This is a genomic window from Rhodococcus sp. NPDC127593, assembly GCF_042671975.1.
Lineage (GTDB): Bacteria > Actinomycetota > Actinomycetes > Mycobacteriales > Mycobacteriaceae > Rhodococcus_F.
In genome coordinates this window covers 18,912-40,550 of sequence record NZ_JBHXWI010000010.1, presented here as the reverse complement: position 1 = coordinate 40,550, position 21,639 = coordinate 18,912, and the positions used below count along the sequence as shown (strand labels likewise).

The 21,639-nt window shown below is 68.6% G+C and carries 19 protein-coding genes; 8 read left to right on the top strand and 11 right to left on the bottom strand.

The features are described 5' to 3' along the window. Nucleotides 1–22: 22 nt before the first annotated feature. The 10 genes from rdgB to clpS form a co-directional block, all read right to left on the bottom strand. The gene (gene rdgB / locus ACFVJ3_RS11240) at nt 23–640 is read right to left on the bottom strand and encodes an RdgB/HAM1 family non-canonical purine NTP pyrophosphatase (protein WP_378452121.1); all 618 of its coding nucleotides are present in this window, start codon (nt 638–640) and stop codon (nt 23–25) included. A 3-nt stretch (nt 641–643) separates the two neighbouring features. After that, nucleotides 644–1,432 carry a ribonuclease PH gene (rph, locus tag ACFVJ3_RS11235; protein ID WP_378452120.1) on the bottom strand — a complete coding sequence of 263 codons (789 nt, stop codon included), beginning with the start codon at nt 1,430–1,432 and terminating at the stop codon, nt 644–646. A gap of 45 nt (nt 1,433–1,477) precedes the next feature. After that, nucleotides 1,478–2,236, bottom strand: a complete 759-nt coding sequence (locus ACFVJ3_RS11230; RefSeq protein WP_378452119.1) for a cyclic nucleotide-degrading phosphodiesterase — start codon at nt 2,234–2,236, stop codon at nt 1,478–1,480. A gap of 132 nt (nt 2,237–2,368) precedes the next feature. Next, nucleotides 2,369–3,043, bottom strand: a complete 675-nt coding sequence (locus ACFVJ3_RS11225) for a rhomboid family intramembrane serine protease (protein ID WP_378452118.1) — start codon at nt 3,041–3,043, stop codon at nt 2,369–2,371. 19 nt (nt 3,044–3,062) lie between these two features. Next, nucleotides 3,063–4,025, bottom strand: a complete 963-nt coding sequence (locus ACFVJ3_RS11220) for a PLP-dependent cysteine synthase family protein (RefSeq protein ID WP_037236431.1) — start codon at nt 4,023–4,025, stop codon at nt 3,063–3,065. A gap of 8 nt (nt 4,026–4,033) precedes the next feature. Continuing rightward, nucleotides 4,034–4,306, bottom strand: a complete 273-nt coding sequence (locus ACFVJ3_RS11215; RefSeq protein ID WP_009474135.1) for a MoaD family protein — start codon at nt 4,304–4,306, stop codon at nt 4,034–4,036. Between the two features lie 62 nt (nt 4,307–4,368). After that, nucleotides 4,369–4,845, bottom strand: a complete 477-nt coding sequence (locus tag ACFVJ3_RS11210) for a Mov34/MPN/PAD-1 family protein (protein WP_378452117.1) — start codon at nt 4,843–4,845, stop codon at nt 4,369–4,371. A 56-nt stretch (nt 4,846–4,901) separates the two neighbouring features. After that, nucleotides 4,902–5,972, bottom strand: coding sequence for a P1 family peptidase (locus ACFVJ3_RS11205; RefSeq protein ID WP_378452116.1), 1,071 nt, complete (start codon nt 5,970–5,972; stop codon nt 4,902–4,904). Further along, nucleotides 5,969–6,556 carry a DUF2017 domain-containing protein gene (locus tag ACFVJ3_RS11200; protein WP_378452115.1) on the bottom strand — a complete coding sequence of 196 codons (588 nt, stop codon included), beginning with the start codon at nt 6,554–6,556 and terminating at the stop codon, nt 5,969–5,971. The genes ACFVJ3_RS11205 and ACFVJ3_RS11200 overlap by 4 nt, the downstream gene beginning before the upstream one ends. A 36-nt stretch (nt 6,557–6,592) precedes the next feature. Next, complete coding sequence (gene clpS / locus ACFVJ3_RS11195) at nt 6,593–6,931, bottom strand: ATP-dependent Clp protease adapter ClpS (protein ID WP_378452114.1); 339 nt, start codon at nt 6,929–6,931, stop codon at nt 6,593–6,595. Here clpS and ACFVJ3_RS11190 point away from each other — a divergent pair. The 6 genes from ACFVJ3_RS11190 to ACFVJ3_RS11165 all read left to right on the top strand — a co-directional run bounded on the left by ACFVJ3_RS11190 (nt 6,930) and on the right by ACFVJ3_RS11165 (nt 14,615). Further along, nucleotides 6,930–8,309 (top strand): nicotinate phosphoribosyltransferase, encoded by a 1,380-nt coding sequence (locus ACFVJ3_RS11190; RefSeq protein ID WP_378452113.1) that lies wholly within the window; start codon nt 6,930–6,932, stop codon nt 8,307–8,309. The genes clpS and ACFVJ3_RS11190 overlap by 2 nt on opposite strands. Next, nucleotides 8,306–8,938, top strand: a complete 633-nt coding sequence (locus ACFVJ3_RS11185; protein ID WP_378452112.1) for an isochorismatase family protein — start codon at nt 8,306–8,308, stop codon at nt 8,936–8,938. The genes ACFVJ3_RS11190 and ACFVJ3_RS11185 overlap by 4 nt, the downstream gene beginning before the upstream one ends. A gap of 9 nt (nt 8,939–8,947) precedes the next feature. Next, on the top strand, nt 8,948–10,996 hold the full coding sequence (locus ACFVJ3_RS11180; RefSeq protein ID WP_378452111.1) for an ATP-dependent DNA helicase: 2,049 nt from the start codon (nt 8,948–8,950) through the stop codon (nt 10,994–10,996). A 55-nt stretch (nt 10,997–11,051) separates the two neighbouring features. Next, nucleotides 11,052–11,972: an ATP-binding cassette domain-containing protein gene (locus ACFVJ3_RS11175; protein WP_378452110.1), complete on the top strand. Its 921-nt coding sequence runs from the start codon at nt 11,052–11,054 to the stop codon at nt 11,970–11,972. Further along, nucleotides 11,969–13,561, top strand: a complete 1,593-nt coding sequence (locus tag ACFVJ3_RS11170; RefSeq protein WP_378452109.1) for an ABC transporter permease — start codon at nt 11,969–11,971, stop codon at nt 13,559–13,561. Before ACFVJ3_RS11175 ends, ACFVJ3_RS11170 begins: the two co-directional genes overlap by 4 nt. A gap of 61 nt (nt 13,562–13,622) precedes the next feature. After that, nucleotides 13,623–14,615, top strand: coding sequence for a cupin domain-containing protein (locus ACFVJ3_RS11165; protein ID WP_378452108.1), 993 nt, complete (start codon nt 13,623–13,625; stop codon nt 14,613–14,615). Nucleotides 14,616–14,621: 6 nt separating this feature from the next. Here the strand turns inward: ACFVJ3_RS11165 and glgP are convergent, their stop codons facing one another. Continuing rightward, nucleotides 14,622–17,219: an alpha-glucan family phosphorylase gene (gene glgP, locus ACFVJ3_RS11160; RefSeq protein WP_378452107.1), complete on the bottom strand. Its 2,598-nt coding sequence runs from the start codon at nt 17,217–17,219 to the stop codon at nt 14,622–14,624. Nucleotides 17,220–17,379: 160 nt separating this feature from the next. Here glgP and ACFVJ3_RS11155 point away from each other — a divergent pair, with 160 nt between their 5' ends. After that, nucleotides 17,380–19,398: a maltotransferase domain-containing protein gene (locus ACFVJ3_RS11155; protein ID WP_378452106.1), complete on the top strand. Its 2,019-nt coding sequence runs from the start codon at nt 17,380–17,382 to the stop codon at nt 19,396–19,398. After that, nucleotides 19,398–21,596, top strand: a complete 2,199-nt coding sequence (gene glgB / locus ACFVJ3_RS11150; RefSeq protein WP_378452105.1) for a 1,4-alpha-glucan branching protein GlgB — start codon at nt 19,398–19,400, stop codon at nt 21,594–21,596. The genes ACFVJ3_RS11155 and glgB overlap by 1 nt, the downstream gene beginning before the upstream one ends. Nucleotides 21,597–21,639 lie beyond the last annotated feature (43 nt).

Below are 21,639 nucleotides of genomic sequence, written 5' to 3'. Positions count from 1 at the left end.
CTCCCGTGAACCGTTGCGAGTGTCAGCGCCCGGTGAGCGCCGCCAGGGCGGGGACGAGCTGCACGAGCGCCCGCCCTCGGTGCGAGGACGCGTCCTTCTCCTCGGGTGACAGCTGCGCGGCCGATCGGGTGTCCCCGTCGGGCACGAAGACCGGGTCGTAACCGAATCCGCCGTCGCCGACGGGCTCGCGGGCGATGCTCCCCCGCCATGCGCCGCGGACCACCGATTCCTCGCCGCCGGGCACCACGAGCGCGCACGCCGAGACGAATGCCGCTCCCCTGCGGCCGTCGGGCACGTCACCGAGCTGAGCCAGGACCAGGGCGGTGTTCGCGGGATCGTTTCCGTGCGTGCCCGACCACCGTGCGGACAGGATTCCGGGCATGCCGTTCAGCGCGTCCACCTCGATTCCGGAATCGTCTGCGACACAGGGTAATCCGGTTGCGGCGGCGCCGTCACGCGCTTTCGCCAGGGCGTTATCCTCGAACGTCGCACCCGTTTCGGGGGCCTCGGGGTATTCGGGCACGGCATCGAGCCCGATCAGTTCGATTCCGTCGACGCCGGCCGCCGCGAGCACGCGATGCAGTTCCCGGAGTTTCTTCGCGTTGCGGCTGGCCACCAGTACTCGTGTGGTTTCGGGCACGGTCTAGCCCCCGAACTTCTTCTTCGACGTCTCCGGGACTTTCGGCTCCGGAAGCACACCGGGGTAAGGCAGTTCGAGCGCGGCCTTCTGGATCTCGAAGAGCTGCTCGCACCCCGCGAGCGCGGAATCCAGCAGTTTGTCGAGCGTGCTCCGCGGGAACGTCGCACCTTCGCCGGTGCCCTGGATCTCGACGAGGGTGCCGGTGTCGGTGGCCACCACGTTCATGTCGACCTCGGCGCGCGAGTCCTCCTCGTACGGAAGGTCGAGGCGCACACGCCCGTCGACGACGCCCACACTCACCGCGGCGATGCCGCAGGAAATCGGCTGGGGGTCGGCGAGACGGCCGGCGGCTCGGAGGTAGGTCACCGCGTCGACGAGGGCCACGTACGCGCCGGTGATGGCGGCGGTGCGGGTGCCGCCGTCGGCCTGCAGCACGTCGCAGTCGAGGGCGATGGTGTTCTCACCGATGGCGGCGAGGTCGATGCAGGCGCGGAGGGAGCGTCCGACCAGCCGGCTGATCTCCTGGGTCCGTCCACCGACCTTGCCCTTGACGGACTCTCGGCCGCTACGGGTGTGGGTGGCGGCGGGCAGCATGGCATATTCGGCCGTCAGCCAGCCGAGTCCGGAACCCTGACGCCAGCGGGGAACGCCGTCCTCGACGCTGGCCGTGCACATCACCCTGGTGTTTCCGAATTCCACCAGCACCGATCCCGCGGGATGAGTGGTGAAGCCCCGGGTGATCTTGACCTCGCGGAGTTCGTCGTCCGCCCTACCGTCTTCTCGTGTGGTCACGGCAGAGAGCCTAGTCGCCCCCGCGCGGGGCGCGGGCACACGGCTTCAGACGGTGTAGACGCCGCCCGCGGACACTGCGTGCACGGGGCCGGAGAATTCGGCCTTGGCCTCGGCGATGACGTCTTCGCGGGACGTCCACGGCGGTATGTGGGTGAGCAGCAGTTCGGCGACACCGGCGCGGTGTGCGACCTGTCCGGCCTCGGTACCCGACAGGTGGATCCCTTCGGGCCGATCCGGGCTGTGCGTCCACGACGCCTCGGCGAGCAGTACGTCGGCCGCGCGGGCGAGGTCGATCACTTCTTCACACATGCCGGTGTCGCCGGTGTAGACGAGGGTGCGCCCGGCACCGTTGGTCAGGCGGAACCCGTACGCCTCGGGCGGGTGGTTGACCCGGCGCGCGGTGATGGTGAGATCGCCGAACGTGACCGGTTCGCCGTCGATCCAGTGGTGCAGGTCGATCGTGTCGGAGATGTCGTCGATGTCGCCGCCGCACTCCGCGGACGCCACGCCGATCCGGCGGGCGGTGTCGGACGGGCCGTAAATGAGTGCGCGACCCTTCGGCGGGTGCGGATGATAGCGACGCCAGACGAGCAGTCCGGGGAGGTCCAGGCAGTGGTCCGCGTGCAGGTGGCTGAGGAGGACGGACACCTCGCCGGGATCGGCGAACCGCTGGAGCGCACCGAGGACACCGGGTCCGAAGTCGAGTACCAGCGGCGGTGTGTCCGGCGCGGTCAACAGATAACCCGATGCAGGTGAGTCTGGTCCGGAGACGCTCCCTGAACACCCCAGGACGGTAATGCGCATACCCGCCATGCTGCCACGACGACCCGTTTGGGAAAAAGCTTCCGACGGAATTGGCGCGTCGACGTCACAACCGATGGGGAACTGTGACCTGATCACCCGCGTCGGGGGCTTGCGCCGACCGGGCTGGGCCGATCACCCGAACGATTGTGGCCCCACCGCTTTCCGGGCCCGCTGCTTCCTGGCGTCCGCGGAGAGCAGCCAGGCCGCGACGACACCACCGACCGCGCCGAACAGATGTCCCTGCCAGGACACACCGGGCGCGCTGGGCAGCACACCCCACAGCAGGCTGCCGTAGACGACGAACACCACCACGCCGACGAGAATCTGGCCGAGGCTGCGCGCGAAGATTCCCCGGACCAGCAGGTAGGCGAGCCAGCCGAAGATGAGGACGGAGGCGCCGATGTGGTTGGAATAGGATCCGCCGGTCAACCAGGTGCCCAGACCTCCGACCACCCAGACGATCCCGGTGGCGGCGAGGCCGCGGGCGATGCCCGACAGCAGCACGAGGAACCCGAGGACCAGCAGTGGGACGGTGTTCGCGGCAAGGTGTGCCCAGTCGTCGTGCAGGACCGGGGCGAACAGAATCCCCCACAGCCCGTCGATCGAGCGCGGTTCGACGCCGTTCTGTTCGAGTCGCTCGTCGGACAGCACGTCGACGATCTCGATGACGTACAGCAGCATCGTGAAGGTGCCGACGAGGATCGCGGACTGCAGCCACAACGGCTTCGACTTCGACGAGGGCGCCGGCGACGCGCCACCCCGCGGTACCGGCGAGTCGAATCGCGAGGAGTCGAACGGCGAAGTCATGATCCACACACCCCTGTTGTCATGCCCACAACTGCCCTTCCAATGCTTCTTCTGCTTCCTCGACCGTACCGCCGTATGCGCCGGTCGACAGATATTTCCATCCACCGTCGGCGACGATGAACGCGATGTTCGCCGCGCGTTCGGCCTTGACGGCCTTGCGCGCCACCCCCAGCGCGGCGTGGAGGATCGCGCCGGTCGAGATGCCCGCGAAGATGCCCTCGTTGTCGATCAGTTGCCGGGTGCGGCGGACGGCGTCGGCGGGGCCGACGGAGAACCGCGAGGTGAGGACGGATTCGTCGTACAACTCGGGAACGAAGCCCTCGTCGATGTTGCGGAGGCCGTACACGAGTTCCCCGTAGCGGGGCTCCGCCGCCACGATCTCGATGCCGTCGACGTGTTCTCGAAGGTAGCGTCCCACACCCATCAGGGTTCCGGTGGTGCCGAGACCCGCGACGAAGTGGGTGATCTCGGGAAGGTCGCGCAGGATCTCGGGGCCCGTGGTCTCGTAGTGGGCCAGCGCATTCGCGGGATTGCCGTACTGATACAGCATCACCCACTCGGGATGCTCCGCGGACAGCTCCTTGGCCACGGCCACAGCCTGATTCGAGCCACCGCGCGCGGGTGAATCGATGATCTGCGCACCGAACATCGTCAGCAATTGTCTGCGTTCCACGGACGTGTTCTCGGGCATCACGCAGATCAGGTGGTACCCCTTGAGTTTCGCGGCCATCGCGAGCGAGATCCCGGTGTTCCCGCTGGTCGGTTCGAGGATCGTCGCCCCGGGCGTCAGGGTGCCGTCGTTCTCGGCCTGCTCGATCATGCGGAGGGCCGGCCGATCCTTCACCGAACCGGTGGGGTTGCGGTCCTCGAGCTTCGCCCACAGGCGGACCGGCGTAGCGCCGTTCCAGCTCGGCGACAGCCGGGGCAGCCCGACGAGGGGTGTGTCGCCGAGGGTGTCGATCAGCGAATCGAACCGCGCCACGACCGCGATCAGCCTCCGGCGACGGCGGGCAGGATCGTCACGGAGTCCCCGTCGGCCACCTCGGTGTCGAGTCCGCCCGAGAATCGGACGTCCTCGTCGTTGACGTACACGTTGACGAAGCGGTGCAGACGGCCGTCGTTGATCAGGCGGTCCTTGATGCCGCCATAGTTGCCGTCGAGATCGTCGATGACGGCGGAGAGTGTGGGACCTGTAGCCTCCACCCGCTTTTCACCGCCGGTGTGGGTACGCAGGATGGTGGGGATCGAAACTGTGACAGCCATGGTCGGCTCCTCGGGATGTGGATGTCTTACCTGCCGCGGGCCCGTCGCGAGGGACGGCACCGTCACTTGTCGGGGATGTCTGCCACGGACGTGTGGGCGAACTTGTAGCTCTGGACCACGTCGACGGGTTCCTCGGTGACGACACCGTCGACGATGCGGTAGCTGCGCAGTTCGTGAACGTCGGGGTCGCGGGTGGAGATCAGCACGTAGTGGGCGTCCGGTTCGGACGCAAAGGAGACGTCGGTCCGGCTGGGGTACGCCTCGGTGGCGGTGTGCGAGTGGTAGATCACGACGGGCACCTCGTCGGCGTCGTCCATCGCGCGCCACACTTTCAGTTGCTCACCCGAGTCGAATCGGTAGAACGTCGGCGAACGCTCGGCGTTGATCATCGGGATGTGGCGTTCGGGGCGGTCGGAACCCTCCGGCCCGGCGATGACCCCGCACGCCTCGTCCGGGTGGTCGGCGCGCGCATGCGCCACCATCGCCTCGACGAAGTCCGATCGAATCACCAGCACGTCATCCACCTCCGTGAGCGCCATCCTAGGTGCGGACCGTCGAGTCGGCCACCGACCCGATATCTCCGGACCGCCGTACCTCAGGAACGCAATGCAGAAGGGAACAGTTCGCGATAGGTGGGAATTCCCGCGACGGGGGTGGCGCTCAGGACGGCGTCGACGATGGCCTTCTCCACCACTTCGGCGGCGGCAGTGCAGACGGCGTCGACGACGGGCAGATCAGGCGGGAACGCGTCGGGTACCCCCTCCGGGTGGTGAACCGGGTGGATGCCGGTGGAGAGCGCGAAGATCGTGTCGCCGTCGAGCGGCGAATGCGCCGGCCGGATCGCGCGGGCGAGCCCGTCGTGGCCCGCAACGGCGACGCGGCGTAACGCCGCCTTCCCCAGGACGGCGTCGGTCGCGACGACGCCGATGGTGGTGTTGAGGACGGTGCTCTTGGCGATCAGTTCGCGCGCCGCCGACACCTCGGCGGCGACCGGCGGTCTGAGCCCGAAAGCGGCTGCACCCACGGTGGCGACGCCCCAGGGCAGTCCGGTCGCCGGATCGAACACGGTTCCGACGGGATTGGCCACCATCAGCGCGGACACCGTGATGCCCTTCGCCGGACCGTCCGTGACGACGACGCTCGCCGTTCCGACACCCCCTTTGAGTGCGCCCGCACGCGCCCCGACCCCGGCGCCCACCGAACCGGAGAGCACGGTGTGCGACGCAGAATCTGCTGCCCGATAACCGAATTCGGCGGTGGGACGCGTGCGCCAGTCACCGACCGGCAGATCGAAGATCACGGCGGCGGGAACGATCGGAACCACCTGATCGGGCTCCCCCATGGCGATTCCGTGACCGCGCTCCTCGAGCCACCGCATGACGCCGTCCGCGGCGGCGAGTCCGTAGGCGCTGCCGCCGGTCAGGACGATCGCGTGAACCTTCCGGACACTGTGGCTGGGGTCGAGGAGGTCGGTTTCCCGGGTGCCCGGTCCCCCGCCACGGACGTCGACCGCACCGGTCGCGCCGTGCGGCGCGAGGACCACCGTGCACCCGGTGGCCGCACCGCTTCCCAGCGTGGCGTCCGCGTCGAGCTCGTGGTGGTGCCCGACGCTCAGACCCACCACGTCGACGAGCGAATCGGTGCGGCCCGGCGTCGTGGTCGTCACGGTGCCAGTGCCTGAACGAGCGAGTCCTGCATCCAGGTCAGCCAGTGGTAGATGTCGAGGTGCGGTGCGCGGGGATCGGCGGGATCGAGTTCGTCGGGTGTGTCGGCGTCGATGCCCAGGTTGGTGCCCAGCGCCAGCCGGACGTCGTTGAGCCCGCTGAGCCAGGCGTCGGCCTGTTCCGGCGTGAGCAGCACCTTGCCGCCGTTCTCTGGCACCGTGTGGAGTATGACCGAGCCGGCCGCCAGTTTGGCGTCGATGATCTCCGGTTCGTGGAGTCCGCGCAGCGCACCGTTGATGTCGGCTTTCGATTCGGCGCGGATCTCGTCGTCGTCCGGCGCGTCCATGTCGGGGCGGTGGAAGTCGGGCAGCAGCCGCGCGAGGACCTCCTCGTCGGGTGCCGTCGTGTTGCCCGTCCGCATCCCGGTCAGCGCCGCGAGTTCGTCCTCCGGGGCGGACGCGGCCCGCTCCTCGAGAAGACCGAGGACGGAGGCGACCAGCGATCGCAGCACCGTCGCCTCGTGCGCGTCCATCTCCGAACGCAGCTTCACACCGCCGAGCGAGTTCTTCCTGCTCCACATCCGCACGTCGTGTACCGAGTTCCTTACTGTCCGAACGGAAAGTTAGCTGCCGTCACGCTGCATCGTGGCCCACAGGCCGGCCGCGTGCAGCTTGCGTACATCGTTTTCGACCTTGTCCCGGGAGCCGCTCGACACCACGGCCTTCCCCTCGGAATGGACCTGCATCATCAATTCCGTGGCCTTGGCTTTGCTGTAACCGAAGAGCTTCTGGAAAATGTAGGTGACGTAGTGCATCAAATTCACCGGATCGTCCCACACGACCGTGACCCAGGGACGATCATTGGCTTCATCGACCTCGACGACCTCCGACTCTGCAGGGGTGACCTGCGGCGATGCCGGCATGGCATCCACGAATGGAGCTGTCGTCGAGCAATGAGCCATGACACCAGGGTACGACGCTGCTCCACTGCGCGACACCGCGGCTTACAGTGGCCGAGTGTCCAGAGACAGCACCGCCTTGTTCACCGACCAGTACGAGTTGACGATGCTGTCGGCGGCCCTCGCCGACGGTTCCGCCCATCGACGCTGCAGTTTCGAGGTGTTCGCCCGCCGGCTGCCCGACGGTCGCCGGTACGGAGTCGTCGGCGGCACCGCCCGTCTCGTGTCCGCGCTGTCCAACTTCCGTTTCGGCGAGCCGGAACTCGGGATCGTGTCCCGCTTCCTCGACGAGGCGACCGTCGAATGGCTGCGGAACTATCGCTTCGGCGGTGACATCGACGGCTACCGAGAGGGTGACTTCTACTTTCCCGGCTCCCCGATCCTCTCCGTCCGTGGAACGTTCGCCGAATGCGTCCTGCTCGAGACGCTGAGCCTGTCGATTCTCAACCACGACAGCGCGATCGCGTCCGCCGCCGCACGCATGGTCAGTGCCGCCGACGGACGCCCCATGATCGAGATGGGTTCGCGGCGCACTCACGAGGAATCCGCGGTGGCGGCCTCCCGCGCCGCCTATCTCGCGGGTTTCACGGCCACGTCGAATCTGGAGGCGGTCCGCAGGCACGCAGTGCCCGGTGCGGGTACCAGCGCGCACGCGTTCACTCTGTTGCACACCACCCCGGACGGGCCGGACGAGGCGGCGGCGTTCCGCGCGCAGGTCGCGGCACTCGGAGTCGGAACCACGCTCCTCGTCGACACCTACGACATCACCGAGGGCGTCAAGACCGCCGTCGCGGTAGCGGGCCCCGAACTCGGGGGCGTCCGGATCGACTCCGGTGATCTGGGTGTCCTGGCCCGGCAGGTCCGCAGGCAACTCGACGACCTCGGTGCGACCGGGACGAAGATCGTCGTCTCCGGCGACCTCGACGAATACGCCATCGCCGCGTTGCGGGCCGAACCGGTCGACGTCTACGGCGTCGGCACGTCCGTCGTCGTCGGCTCCGGCGCGCCGACCGCCGGAATGGTCTACAAACTCGTCGAGGTGGACGGCATCCCCGTCGAGAAGAGGAGCAGCAACAAGGCGTCGCGGGGCGGCACCAAGCGGGCGTTGCGATTCGCCCGTGACACCGGAACCCTGGTGGAGGAGGTCGTGTACTCGGCCCACTCGGACGCACCCGGCTCGGCCGGCCTCGAGGCGCGGGAACTGCTGGTTCCGCTGGTGCGGGGCGGTGAGACCGTCTGCGACACGACTACCCTGGAGGACAGCAGATCCCTCCTGGCTGCGGGTCTTGTCAGCCTGCCCTGGGAGGGCTTGAAGCTCTCCCACGGCGAGCCCGCGATCCCGGTGCGCTTCGCCGAACCCGAATCCAGGAGGGCACCATGACCGGCACCGAGAACACCGACGTCCGGCGGGCGCTGCTCGTGGTCGACGTCCAGAACGACTTCTGCGAGGGCGGCTCCCTCGCCGTCGACGGCGGTTCCGCGGTCGCGGCCGCGATCAGCCGCTTCCTGGCCGCGACCGAATACGACGTCGTCGCGGCGACGATCGACCACCACATCGACCCGGGCCACCATTTCTCCGAAAAACCGGACTACGTCGACACGTGGCCGGTGCACTGCAAATCGGGAACGTCCGGCGCGGAGTTCCACCCCGACCTCGACCTGAGCGGCATCGAATCGGTGTTCTCCAAGGGCGAGTTCTCGGCGGCCTACTCGGGCTTCGAGGGCAGGAACTCCGACGGCCAGAGCCTGGAGAAATGGCTGCGTGCGGCCGGAGTCACCGAGGTCGACGTCGTGGGGATCGCCACCGATCACTGCGTGGTCGCGACGGCACTCGACGCCGTGGCCGCCGGGTTCCCGACGCGTGTCCATCTCCCCCTCACCGCAGGTGTCGCCCCCGCGACCGTCGAGGCCGCGATTTCCGCGATGCGGACCGCCGGGGTGCGCCTCGTGGGCCGCGACGCGGAGGCCCCCTCGGACCGCGTGACGATTTCTGACGTAGGTCCCGAGTAACCTGCTCGGGTGCCTGAAAACCTCCCCAACGTCCCCGAGCTGTTGCGCACGGCGGTGCGGTCGCTGGGCGGTGCCGAGCGGTCCAACCAGCTGACCATGGCTTCCGCCGTCGCGCATTCGATCGACACCGGGGAGCATCTGGCCGTCCAGGCCGGGACGGGCACCGGCAAGTCCCTCGCGTATCTGGTGCCGAGCGTCCGGCACGCGGTGCAGAGCGGGAAGACGGTCATCGTCTCGACGGCCACCATCGCACTGCAGCGTCAGCTGATCGACCGCGACATGCCGCGGCTCGCAGACGCGCTCGAGGGTTCGCTCGGCCGGAGACCGCACTTCGCGATCCTCAAGGGCCGCAACAACTATCTGTGCATGAACAAGATCCACACCGGGTCCGCCGAAGAGCCTCCCACGGACGAGCTGTTCGACCCGTTCGCGGTGTCGCGGCTCGGACGTGAGGTCCAGCGCCTCACCGAGTGGTCCTCGGACACCGAGACCGGGGACCGCGACGACCTGGCCCCCGGAGTCAGCGACAAGGCGTGGCGCCAGGTCAGCGTCACCGCCCGGGAATGCCTCGGCAAGACCCGGTGCCCGGTCGGCGAGGACTGCTTCGCGGAGCGTGCCCGCGCGGAGGCCTCGCAGGTCGACGTCGTCGTCACCAACCACGCTCTGCTCGCCATCGACGCCATCACCGGAATCGCGATCCTGCCCGAACACGACGTCGTGGTCGTCGACGAGGCGCACGAACTGGTCGACCGGGTCACGAACGTCGCCACCGCGGAACTGGCGGCGTCGACGATCAGTGCCGCGGCCCGGCGCTGCGCGAAGCTCGTCGAGGAGCAGGACGCAGACCGTCTCGAGGCCGCGGGCGAGGGCTGGGCGGCACTGCTCGAGGAGTTGCGGCCGGAACGGTGGGAGGCGCTGCCGCCCGGCGCGGCCCCCGCGCTCGCCGCTGTCCGCGACGCCGCGTGGTCGCTGCGCACGGCCATCGGCCCGTCCCGTCCCGGCATGGCGTTGAGCGACCCGGAGGCCGCCGCGGCGCGCAACACCGCACTCGCTTCGGTCGAGGAGGTGCACGACAGCGCCGTCCGCGTTCTCAGCGCCTTCGACGAGCCGGATCCGGCCAAGCGTCACGACGTGGTGTGGCTGGCCGCCGACGACAATCGCGGTTCGATCCGCCGGGTGGTGCGGATGGCGCCGCTGTCGGTCGGCGGGCTGCTGCGTTCCCGGTTGTTCGCCGAATCGACCGTGGTCCTGACGTCCGCCACGCTGACCGTGGGCGGGTCGTTCGACGGTCTGGCGGTCAACTGGGGACTTCCGGCCGAATCGTCCGTCGTGATCGATCCGGCGATGGCCACCGGCTCCGAGGCACCGTCCGATTCGGGCACGTTCAAATGGAACGCCCTCGACGTCGGGTCGCCGTTCGACCATGCCCGCGCCGGCATCATCTACATCGCGAAGCAGCTTCCGCCGCCGGGGCGGGACGGGCTCTCCCCCGCGTATCTCGACGAGATCGCCGAACTCGTCGAGGCGGCCGGCGGGCGCACGCTGGGACTGTTCTCGTCGATGCGGGCCGCGAAGGCCGCATCCGAGGCGATGCGCGACCGGCTCGACACCCCGATCCTGTGCCAGGGCGACGACTCGACGGGCGCCCTCGTCCGGGCGTTCGCCGGCGACGAGCCGACGTCGCTGTTCGGCACGCTGTCGCTGTGGCAGGGTGTCGACGTGCCGGGCCCGTCCCTGAGCCTCGTGATCCTCGACCGCATCCCCTTCCCCCGCCCCGACGACCCGCTGCTGGTCGCCCGGCAGAAGGCCGTCGAGTCGCGCGGTGGTAACGGGTTCCTTTCCGTCGCAGCCAATCACGCGGCGCTGCTGCTCGCACAGGGTGTGGGACGTCTGCTGCGCAGCGTCGACGACAAGGGTGTGGTGGCCGTCCTCGATCCGCGGCTCGCCACCGCCCGCTACGCCGGGTATCTGCGAGCCTCGCTACCACCGTTCTGGGAGACGTCCGATCCGGAAGTCGTGCGTAAGGCGTTGGGGCGGATCCGCGATTCGCGCCCGTGAACCGCGGCCGCGCACTGAGTCGGACAGTGGATCGGTGCGCACCTATGCTCGACCGATGGACCATGCGATCTCAGTCCGCGGACTCACCAAGAAGTTCGGCGAAGTCCGCGCCCTCGACGGCCTCGATCTGGAGGTGAAGTCGGGCGAGGTGCACGGATTCCTCGGACCCAACGGCTCGGGCAAGTCCACGACCATCCGGGTGCTCCTCGGTCTCCTGCGCGCCGACGGCGGTTCGGCGTCCGTTCTCGGTTCCGATCCGTGGCAGGATTCCGTGCCCGTGCATCGGCGACTCGCTTATGTTCCGGGTGACGTGAACCTGTGGCCCAATCTCTCCGGTGGCGAGGCGATCGACCTTCTCGGGCGCCTGCGCGGCGGACTCGATTCGGCCCGCCGCGCGTCGCTGATCGAACGCTTCGAACTCGACCCCACCCGCAAAGGCCGCACCTATTCGAAAGGCAACCGGCAGAAGGTCGCCCTCATCGCTGCCCTCGCCGCCGATACCGAACTCCTCATCCTCGACGAGCCGACATCGGGCCTGGACCCGTTGATGGAGGCGGTGTTTCAGGAGTGCATCACCGAATTCGCCCGCGGCGGACGCACAGTGCTGTTGTCCAGCCACATCCTCGCCGAGGTCGACGCGCTGTGCCACGCCGTCACCATCATTCGCGCGGGCAAGACCGTGCAGGCGGGAACGCTGTCCGAACTGCGCCACTTCACCCGCACCACGGTGACGGCGACCACCCGGATCAAGCCCACCCCCATCGCGAACGTCCCCGGCGTGCACAACCTGCAGAAGGGCGAGGACGCGAACACGGTGACGTTCGACGTCGATTCCGATCAGATCGATCCGGTCATGACCACGTTGACCGGGCTGGGCATCGTCTCGATCACCGCCAACCCGCCGACGCTCGAGGACCTGTTCCTCCGCGAGTACCGCGACGAGGTCGAGGCACTCGGGATCGGACGGCCGCAGTGAGTCGCCTGAGCGGAACGGGTGTGCTCGCCGAACTGGCGGTGCGCACCGACCGGGTCCGGATTCCGGTGTGGACGGTCGCGGTGGCGGGCCTCACCGTCCTGATCGCGTCGAGCTATTCCACCATCTACCCGACCGCCGAATCCCGGCAGGCCCGTGCCGAACTCATCTCGTCGCCGGCCGCCACGGCACTCGCCGGGCCGGGGTACGGCCTGGACGACTACACGCTCGGTGCGATGGTGGCCAACGAGATCGCCGGCATGACGATGGTGGCCGTGGCGATCATGTCGGTGCTGCTGGTGACGCGGCATCTGCGGACGGAGGAGGAGACCGGGCGCACGGAGCTGGTACGCGCCGGCGTCGTCGGTCGGTATGCGGGAATCACGGCGGGACTGATCTCCGCGGCGCTCGCCAACGTGTTCGTCGCGCTTCTGCTCGTCATCGGGCTGCTCGCCGTGGGTCTGCCTCCTGCGGGTTCGCTGAACATGTCCGCGGGTGTGCTGGTGGTGGGCCTGGTGTTCACCTCGCTGTCGGCGCTGGCGTCCCAGTTCACCGAACACGCCCGCACCGCAAGCGGTGTCGGGATCTCCGCGATCACCGTCGCGTATTTGCTGCGTGCGGTGGGCGACGTGCAGCAGGGACACAGCGGGAGCCTGCTGACGTGGGTGTCGCCGATCGGCTGGTCGCAGGCCACCCGCGCCTACGTCGACGAACGCTGGTGGCCGTTGCTGATCGGCATCGTCGCGGCGGCACTGACCGTCGGATGCGCGTATGCCGCCATCGGTCGCCGGGACGTCGGGTCGGGGCTCCTTCCGCCGCGGGGCGGGCGCGCCGAGGCCTCCTCCCGTCTGACCGGTGTCACGGCGCTGGCGGCCCGTCAGCAGCGCGGCCAGATCCTCGCCTGGGGTGTCGGCGTGTTCGCGCTGTCGCTGCCCATCGGTTCACTCGGCAGGCAGATCAGCGACTTCATCGACCAGGATCCCGATCTCGCACAGCTGCTGCCGGGCGGGGCCGCGGCGGCCGCCGACGGTGCGTTCGCCCTGTATCTGGTGTTCCTGGTGGTGATGGCGGCGATGTACGCCGTCGGCGCCGTCATATCGATTCGCTCGGAGGAATCGTCCGGTCGCGCCGAGGAGGCACTGGCCACCCCCGTGTCGCGGGCGTCGTGGCTCGGTGGCCAGCTGGCGGTGATCGCCGGCGCGGCTGTCGCGATCACGGTGGCGGCGGGGGTCGGCATGGGGATCACTGCGGCGTTCACGCTGTCCGATGCGGGCGCGCTCGGCCGGTTGATCGGCGCGGCCCTGAACACCGTGCCGGCAGTGCTGCTGATCGTTGGTTCGTGCGCGGCCGTCTACGGCCTGATGCCCCGCGCGCTGCCGGCGTTGTGGGCATTCCTGGGCTACGTGCTCGTCGCCGGAATGTTCGGGGAAGTGCTCCCGGACTGGTTCGGGGTGTTCTCCCCCTTCCACTACACCCCGGCCCTGCCTGCCGAGAGTTTCTCGGTTACGCCCCTCGTGGTTCTGCTGCTTCTCGCGGCGGCCCTGTTCCTCGCCGCGGTCACCGGATTCCAGCGCCGGGACGTCGGCCGGTGACCCGTCCGCGGGTATCCCGGTTCGCCTGAAAACGAGACCACCCGGTTCCTACGATTGGGTGATGGAACTCCCTGCGCGTTTCGACGACCCCTACCGCGCGCGACACCGGACGGCCGCGCAGATCCGCGCCGCCGGAGCGATCGGGTCGCTCAACGACGGGGTGGAGGTCCAGATCCACGGCGTCGCGACACGTCTGATCGCGTGGCCCGGCACGGGCTTCCAGACGCAGAGCGTGCACGTCCTCACCCTGGAACCTGGCCAGGAGATGGACATACATGCCTACGGTCTCGCCGAGGAGTCGATCCTCGCGCTGCAGGGTGAGGGGGAGGTGTTCGTCCGCGACCAGTGGGCGCGATTCCGGCCCGGCGACATGGGATTCTTCCCGCCTCCCGTCGAGCACGCGATCCGCGCGACACCGGGCGGGCCCGGTCTGGTGGCCGTCGCCGCGGTCTCGCCACCCGAATTCGAACTGTACGAACCCGCAGGCTTCTACAACCGGCAGTACGGCGTCGTCAACCAGGAAGCAGCCTGGTTCGCCAGGAGCAACGCGGCACCGGGCTCGCTGTCGGGTCCGTCGCAGCTCGCCTACCACGACGCCGACCCCGCCGTGCGCGCGTGGAACCTCACGGTCAGCGAGATCCGCACGCACGGGGCACTCTTCAACGTGTTCCGTGGCGCGAAGATCGATGTGATCGACGCCCCGATGGTGTTCGTGCTCTGGCCCGGATACGGCGCGCGGTCCACCGGGTTCCACTTCGCCAACGGCGACGACGGGCTGACCACCGCCGTGCACACCCACCCCGCCTCGGACGAGTGCGTGGTCCTGTGGGACGGCACGGCCCGGGCGTGGCAGCAGGGCGGGTGGCACGACATGGACGTGTTCGACGTCGTGTTCGCACCGTGCGGGGTCGAGCACGGGATCAGCTCGGTGACGGGCGAGGCGCTGTGGGGAGGCTTCGCCGCCCCGCCCCAACTCGACCTCTACGCGCGCACGCCCTACTACAACCCGCCCGGCACGTTCGCCGAGGTTCCCTTCGGCCGGCTCGACCGGTAGCGCACGTCAGGGGTTCGGCACCGTCACCAGACCCAGCTCCGACGGGTCGACGAGCAGTCTGTGGTGCGGAAGGACCCGCACCGTGTATCCGACCGATCCGGACAGCGGCAGTGCCAGGTCGGCGGCGAACAGCTCCCCCGACTCGTCCGATGCGGAGTGGGTCATCGGGACCGTGACGATGTCGGTGAGCTCCTCGTCCGGTCCGGCCTTCCCGATCACGGCCTGCACGGTGACGTCCGAGACGGACAGTTCGCCGAGGCGGATGCGGGCGCGGAGCACCAGATTGGCGCCGATCTCGGGAGTGTCGGGCAGCCCGGCGCCGTCGACCTGCAGAACCGCCACCGACGGCCAGGCGGCCTCGACGCGGAGACGGAACGCAGCGAGTTCGCGGGCGCCGGCGTAGTTCTCCTCAGCCACCGTCCGGGCCGATTCGGCGGCCGGCGCGTAGTACTGGACGGCGTAGTCGCGCACCATCCGCGACGCGAGCACCTTGGGGCCGAGATTCTGCAGCGTGTGACGGACCATCTCCACCCAGCGCACCGGCAGGCCGTCCGCACGGTCGTAGAACCTCGGCAGGACGGCGCGCTCGAGCAGTTCGTACAGTGCGCTGGCCTCGAGATCGTCCCGCCGTGTCTCGTCGACGACGCCGTCGGCGGTCGGGATGGCCCAGCCGTTCTCGCCGTCGAACATCTCGTCCCACCAACCGTCGCGGATCGACAGGTTCAGTCCGCCGTTCAGGGCGGACTTCATCCCCGACGTGCCACACGCCTCGAGCGGGCGCAGCGGGTTGTTGAGCCACACGTCGCAACCACAGTAGAGGTACCGCGCCATCGACATGTCGTAGTCGGGCAGGAAGGTGATGCGGTGCCGGACGTCGGCGGCGTCGGCGAAACGCACGACCTGCTGGATGAGGGCCTTCCCGCCGTCGTCCGCGGGGTGGCTCTTCCCGGCGACCACCAGCTGCACGGGACGCTTCTCGTCGAGGAGCAGGGCCCGGAGCCGCTCGGGGTCGCGCAGCATCAGCGTCAATCGCTTGTAGGTGGGCACCCGCCGGGCGAAGCCGACGGTGAGCACGTTCGGGTCGAACACCTCGTCCGTCCAGCCCAGTTCGGCGGACGTCGCACCGCGTTCGATCCAGGACGCGCGTACCCGTCGGCGCACCTCCTCGACCAGTTTCCCGCGCAGCGCGTTGCGGGTCGACCACAGTTCCTCGGCGGACAGGTCCTGCAGCCGCTCCCAGCCGCGGGCCTCCTCCACCAGTTCGGGGCCCAGGATGCGGGTGGCGAGATCGATCCACTCGGGTGCGGCCCAGGTGGGCGCGTGGACACCGTTGGTCACCGAGCCGATCGGCACCTCCCCTGCGTCGAATCCGTGCCACAGCGGCTGGAACATCTCCCGGCTGACGATGCCGTGCAGCTTGGACACACCGTTGGCCCGTTGCCCGAGCCGCAGGCCCATGTGGGCCATGTTGAACACCGCCGGATCCGATTCGCGGCCGAGTCCGAGAATCCGGTCGATCGTGAGCCCCGGCAGCAGCGAGGATTCGTTCACACCGTTGTCGCCGCCGAAGTAGTGCCGCACGAGGTCGGCCGGGAACCTGTCGATTCCCGCGGGAACCGGGGTATGGGTGGTGAACACCGTACCGGCCCGGACCGTGGCCAGCGCCTCGTCGAAGTCGAGCCCGCCGGTGGTGACCAGTTCACGGATCCGCTCGATGCCGAGGAAACCCGCATGTCCCTCGTTCATGTGGAAGACGGCGGGATCGGGCAGGCCGTAGGCGTGGGTGTAGGCGCGCACGGCACGGACACCGCCGATCCCGGCGAGGATCTCCTGTTTGATGCGGTGGTCCTGGTCGCCGCCGTACAGGCGGTCGGTGACGCCCCGCATCTCGGCGTCGTTCTCCGCGATGTCGGAATCGAGCAGCAGCAGCGGGACGCGTCCCACCTGCGCGATCCACACGCGGGCGCGCAGAACCCGGCCACCGGGGATCGCGACATGGACGAGGACGGGTGCCCCACCCGACGACTGCAGCCCGGACTCGGTGAGCAGACGCAGCGGCAGTCCCTGCGGGTCGTGCGGCGGGTAGTGCTCGGCCTGCCAGCCATCCGCGGTCAGCGACTGCCGGAAATAGCCCGAGCGGTACAACAGGCCGACACCGATCAGCGGCAGGCCCAGATCGGACGCAGCCTTCAGGTGGTCGCCTGCGAGAATTCCGAGTCCACCGGAGTAGTTGGGCAGCACTTCGCTGACCCCGAACTCCATTGAGAAATACGCGATCCCACCGTCCAGCGACACTCCCTTGGCCTGCTGGTTCTGATACCAGCGGGGCCGGGACAGGTAGTCGTCGAGGTCGGCGGCCGCGGCGTCGAGCCGGGCCAGGAACGCGACGTCCTCGGCCAGTTCGTCCAGGCGGGCGGGATCGACCTCACCGAGCATCCGGACCGGGTCGAACTGCACCTGCCGCCACAGTTCCTCGTCCAGCAATCCGAACAGTTCCTGTGTGGCCGGATGCCACGACCAGCGAAGATTGGTGGACAGCGGACCGAGGGCAGCGAGCCGCTCCGGAAGGTGGGCTCGGACAGTGAACCGACGCAAGGCTTTCACCTCGCGAACGATAACGCACTACGGGCGTGGTTGCGCCGTGTCGGGGCGGGTAGACGCCAGATCTCCAATACGGACAGGAACCGGTCGACTCCATTACGGTTGAACGGGCGGCCCAGCCCACGAGCCGCCGGCAACTTCCGGCTATGGAACGGAGCCCAGTGTGACAGGTCGACTCGGTATCGACGACGTGGAACCGAACATCGGGTGCGGTCGGTATCCCGCCAAGGCCGTTGTGGGTGAGGTATTTCCCGTCCGGGCAACCGTGTGGCGTGAAGGTCACGACGCCGTGGCCGCCACGCTCGCGGTGCGGGGACCGCGCAGTGCCGCGTCGGGCGGCTCGGCGACCTTCCGCATTCCGATGACCGGCGGTCCGGTGCCCGACACCGTCGACGGTTCGTTCACCCCGACCGGCGAGGGCGCCTGGACGTTCCGGATCGAGGCCTGGAGCGATCCGGTCACCACTTGGAAGCACGCGGTCGAGGCCAAGCTGGCGGTGGGACAGGGGCCGGCCGAACTGGCCAACGACCTCGAGATCGGTGCGCGGTTGTTCGAGCGTGCCGCGAAGGGCGTCCCCCGCGCGGACCGCTCGCGGCTGGCCGGGGTCGCGGCGTCGCTGCGTTCCGACCGTCACCTCTCCGAACGTGTGGCCCCGGCGTTCGGGTCGGACGTCACCGAGCTGCTGCGCGCACATCCGCTGCGCGATCTCGTCACGAAGAGCGAACCGCACACCGTGCTCGTCGATCGCACCCGTGCCCTGTTCGGGTCGTGGTACGAGTTCTTCCCGCGGTCCACCGGCGGCTGGGACGAGAACGGCACGCCGCGGCACGGCACGTTCGCCACATCCGTGGCCGCACTTCCCCGCATCGCGTCGATGGGATTCGACGTGGTGTACCTCCCGCCCATCCACCCGGTCGGCAAGGTCAACCGGAAGGGCCCCAACAACACGCTGACCCCCGGCCCCGACGACGTCGGCTCGCCGTGGGCCATCGGCTCGGACGAGGGCGGCCACGACGCGATTCATCCCCAGCTCGGGACGATGCGCGATTTCAAGGCGTTCATCGCTGCCGCCCGGAAGCTGCACATGGAGGTGGCGATCGACCTGGCCCTGCAGGCCGCACCGGACCATCCGTGGGCGAAGAAGCACCCCGAATGGTTCACCGTGCTCCCCGACGGCACCATCGCCTATGCCGAGAACCCGCCGAAGAAGTACCAGGACATCTACCCGGTCAACTTCGACGGCGACCGCGACGGGATCTACGCGGAGGTCCTGCGGGTCGTCCGGCACTGGGTTGCGGCGGGCGTCAAGATCTTCCGGGTCGACAACCCGCACACCAAGCCGCCGGACTTCTGGGAGTGGCTGATCGCCGAGGTCAAGAAGTCGGATCCGGACGTCCTGTTCCTGTCCGAGGCGTTCACCCGTCCCGCGCGGTTGTACGGTCTCGCCCGCCGCGGTTTCACGCAGTCCTACACGTACTTCACATGGCGGACCGCCAAGTGGGAGCTGACGGAGTTCGGCAAGGAGATCGCCGCCAAGGCCGACGAGGCGCGCCCCAACCTTTTCGTCAACACCCCGGACATCCTGCACGAGAGCCTGCAGACCGGCGGTCCGGGAATGTTCGCCCTGCGCGCCGCGCTGGCGGCGACCCTGTCTCCCACCTGGGGGGTGTATTCGGGATACGAACTGTACGAACACGTTCCGGTGCGACCGGGCAGTGAGGAGTACCTCGACTCGGAGAAGTATGAGCTGCGTCCCCGCGATTTCGAGGGCGCCGCCGCGCGGGGCGAGTCCCTCGAACCGTGGATCACGGCGCTCAACCGGATCCGCAGGCAGCATCCGGCGCTGCAGCAGTTGCGCAACATCCATTTCCACCACGTCGACAACGACGCCCTGATCGCCTATTCCAAGTTCGACGCCACCACCGGGGATGCCGTGCTGACGGTGATCAACCTCAACCCGTACGGCGCCGAGCAGGGCAACGTGTGGCTGGACATGCCCGCGCTGGGCCGCGACTGGCACGACCACCTGACCGTGCTCGACGAGGTCACCGGGGAGCAGTATCACTGGGGGCAGACCAACTTCGTGCGCCTGGAGCCCTGGCGTGCGGTGGCCCATATCCTGGCATTACCGTCGATCCCCTATCCGGCCAGAACGAAGCTGGCCTACCGCGGAGGTACATAGTGACCGTCGAACCGCCTGTCGCCATCGCACCGGACGCCGCCGACCTCGACCTGCTGGCCCGGGGCGAGCACCACAATCCGCACTCGATCCTGGGCGCACACCCGCACCCCGACGGCACGGTGATCCGCGCACTGCGCCCCCACGCCGAGGCCGTCGACGCCGTCATCGGCGGGACGAGTTTCTCGCTCGAACACCTCGCGCACGGTGTGTGGGGGGCACTCGTCCCCTACCGGGATCTGATGGACTACCGGCTGTCCACGACGTGGCCGGGTGGTCACAACGACGTCTCCGCCGACGGATACCGGTTCCTGCCCACGCTCGGCGAACTCGACCTGCACCTGTTCGGTGAGGGCAGGCACGAGCGCCTCTGGGAGATCCTCGGCGCGCACCGCCGCCGCTACGACACCCCCGACGGCACCGTCACCGGCACCTCGTTCGCCGTCTGGGCTCCCAACGCCCGCGGGGTGAGTGTGATCGGCGATTTCGACGGGTGGGGCGGGCGGAACTACCCGATGCGGGTGCTCGGGTCAACCGGGGTGTGGGAGTTGTTCATCCCCGGTATCGAGGTCGGCGACCTGTACAAGTTCCGGGTCCACGGACCCGACGGCAGTGTGCGCGACAAGGCCGACCCCATGGCCTTCGCGACCGAGGTCCCGCCCGCCACCGCGTCCCGGGTGTCGGTGAGCACATACGAATGGAACGACGCCGAATGGCTGGCGCAGCGCGCGGCCACCGAGCCGGCGCAGTCCCCGATGAGCGTGTACGAGGTTCATCTCGGTTCGTGGCGGCCCGGGCTGAACTACCGCGAGATGGCCGAACAACTCGCTGCCCACATGACGGAGACGGGATTCACGCACGTCGAACTGCTGCCGGTGGCCGAGCACCCGTTCGGCGGTTCGTGGGGGTACCAGGTCACGTCGTACTACGCGCCCACCTCACGGTTCGGCTCCCCCGACGACTTCCGGTGGTTCGTCGACCACCTGCACGCCGCCGGCATCGGGGTCATCGTCGACTGGGTTCCCGCCCACTTCCCCAAGGACGAGTGGGCGCTGGCACGTTTCGACGGCACACCGCTCTACGAGCACAGCGACCCCCAGCGCGGCGAGCAACTCGACTGGGGAACGTACGTGTTCGATTTCGGCCGGCGCGAGGTGCGCAACTTCCTCGTCGCTAACGCGCTGTACTGGCTCGACGAGTTCCATGTGGACGGTCTGCGCGTCGACGCGGTCGCGTCGATGCTGTACCTCGACTATTCGCGGCCGGAGGGCGGGTGGACGCCGAACATCCACGGCGGCAGGGAGAACCTCGAGGCTGTCGACTTCCTGCAGGAGACCAACGCCACGGTCCACAAGCAGCACCGCGGAGTCGTCACCATCGCCGAGGAGTCGACGGCGTGGCCGGGTGTCACCCGCGCGACCAACGTCGGCGGTCTCGGGTTCAACATGAAATGGAACATGGGGTGGATGCACGACACCCTCGGATTCATGGCACACGATCCCGTCCACCGCAGCTATCACCACCACGAGATCACGTTCTCCCTGATGTACGCGTGGAGCGAGAACTATCTGCTGCCCGTCAGCCATGACGAGGTGGTGCACGGCAAGGGCACGCTGTGGACGCGGATGCCCGGCGACGACTACGCGAAGGCTGCCGGTGTTCGTGCACTGCTGGCGTACATGTGGTCGCACCCCGGCAAGCAACTGCTGTTCATGGGTCAGGAATTCGGACAGACCGGGGAGTGGTCCGAGGAGCGTGGACTCGACTGGTACCAGCTCGACGACCCGTACACCGGCGGCTTCCACCGCGGTCTGCTCCGGCTCGTCCACGACCTCAACGCCACTTACCGCGAGCGCCCGGCGTTGTGGACTCTCGACACGTCACCGGGCGGGTTCTCCTGGATCGATGCCAACGACACCGCGAACAACGTCCTGAGCTTCCTGCGCTACGGAACCGACGGGTCGATCCTGGCCTGCCTGTTCAATTTCTCGGGTTCCCCGCACGCGAATTATCGTGTGGGCTTGCCAGAACGGGGCGAATGGCGTGAAATTCTCAACACCGACGCCGAGATCTACGCAGGATCGGGTTGGGGAAATCTCGGTGCGGTGACGGCAACTTCGCAGCCGTGGCACGGCCGTCCCGCCTCCGCAGAGGTGGCACTGCCCGCGAACGGCGCGATCTGGATGAGTCTGGAGCGTTGATGAAGGCACGGCCTTGCTGACCCGACGGCGGCAGTGGGCTGCG

What these genes read in the sequence shown, in the direction of transcription:
- ACFVJ3_RS11215 (WP_009474135.1), bottom strand. Translation starts at nt 4,306, where the DNA reads ATGGCTGTCACAGTTTCGATCCCCACCATCCTGCGTACCCACACCGGC.
- ACFVJ3_RS11225 (WP_378452118.1), bottom strand. Translation starts at nt 3,043, where the DNA reads ATGACTTCGCCGTTCGACTCCTCGCGATTCGACTCGCCGGTACCGCGG.
- ACFVJ3_RS11230 (WP_378452119.1), bottom strand. Translation starts at nt 2,236, where the DNA reads ATGCGCATTACCGTCCTGGGGTGTTCAGGGAGCGTCTCCGGACCAGAC.
- ACFVJ3_RS11165 (WP_378452108.1), top strand. Translation starts at nt 13,623, where the DNA reads ATGGAACTCCCTGCGCGTTTCGACGACCCCTACCGCGCGCGACACCGG.
- ACFVJ3_RS11190 (WP_378452113.1), top strand. Translation starts at nt 6,930, where the DNA reads ATGACACCAGGGTACGACGCTGCTCCACTGCGCGACACCGCGGCTTAC.
- clpS (WP_378452114.1), bottom strand. Translation starts at nt 6,931, where the DNA reads ATGGCTCATTGCTCGACGACAGCTCCATTCGTGGATGCCATGCCGGCA.
- ACFVJ3_RS11185 (WP_378452112.1), top strand. Translation starts at nt 8,306, where the DNA reads ATGACCGGCACCGAGAACACCGACGTCCGGCGGGCGCTGCTCGTGGTC.
- ACFVJ3_RS11175 (WP_378452110.1), top strand. Translation starts at nt 11,052, where the DNA reads ATGGACCATGCGATCTCAGTCCGCGGACTCACCAAGAAGTTCGGCGAA.
- ACFVJ3_RS11210 (WP_378452117.1), bottom strand. Translation starts at nt 4,845, where the DNA reads ATGGCGCTCACGGAGGTGGATGACGTGCTGGTGATTCGATCGGACTTC.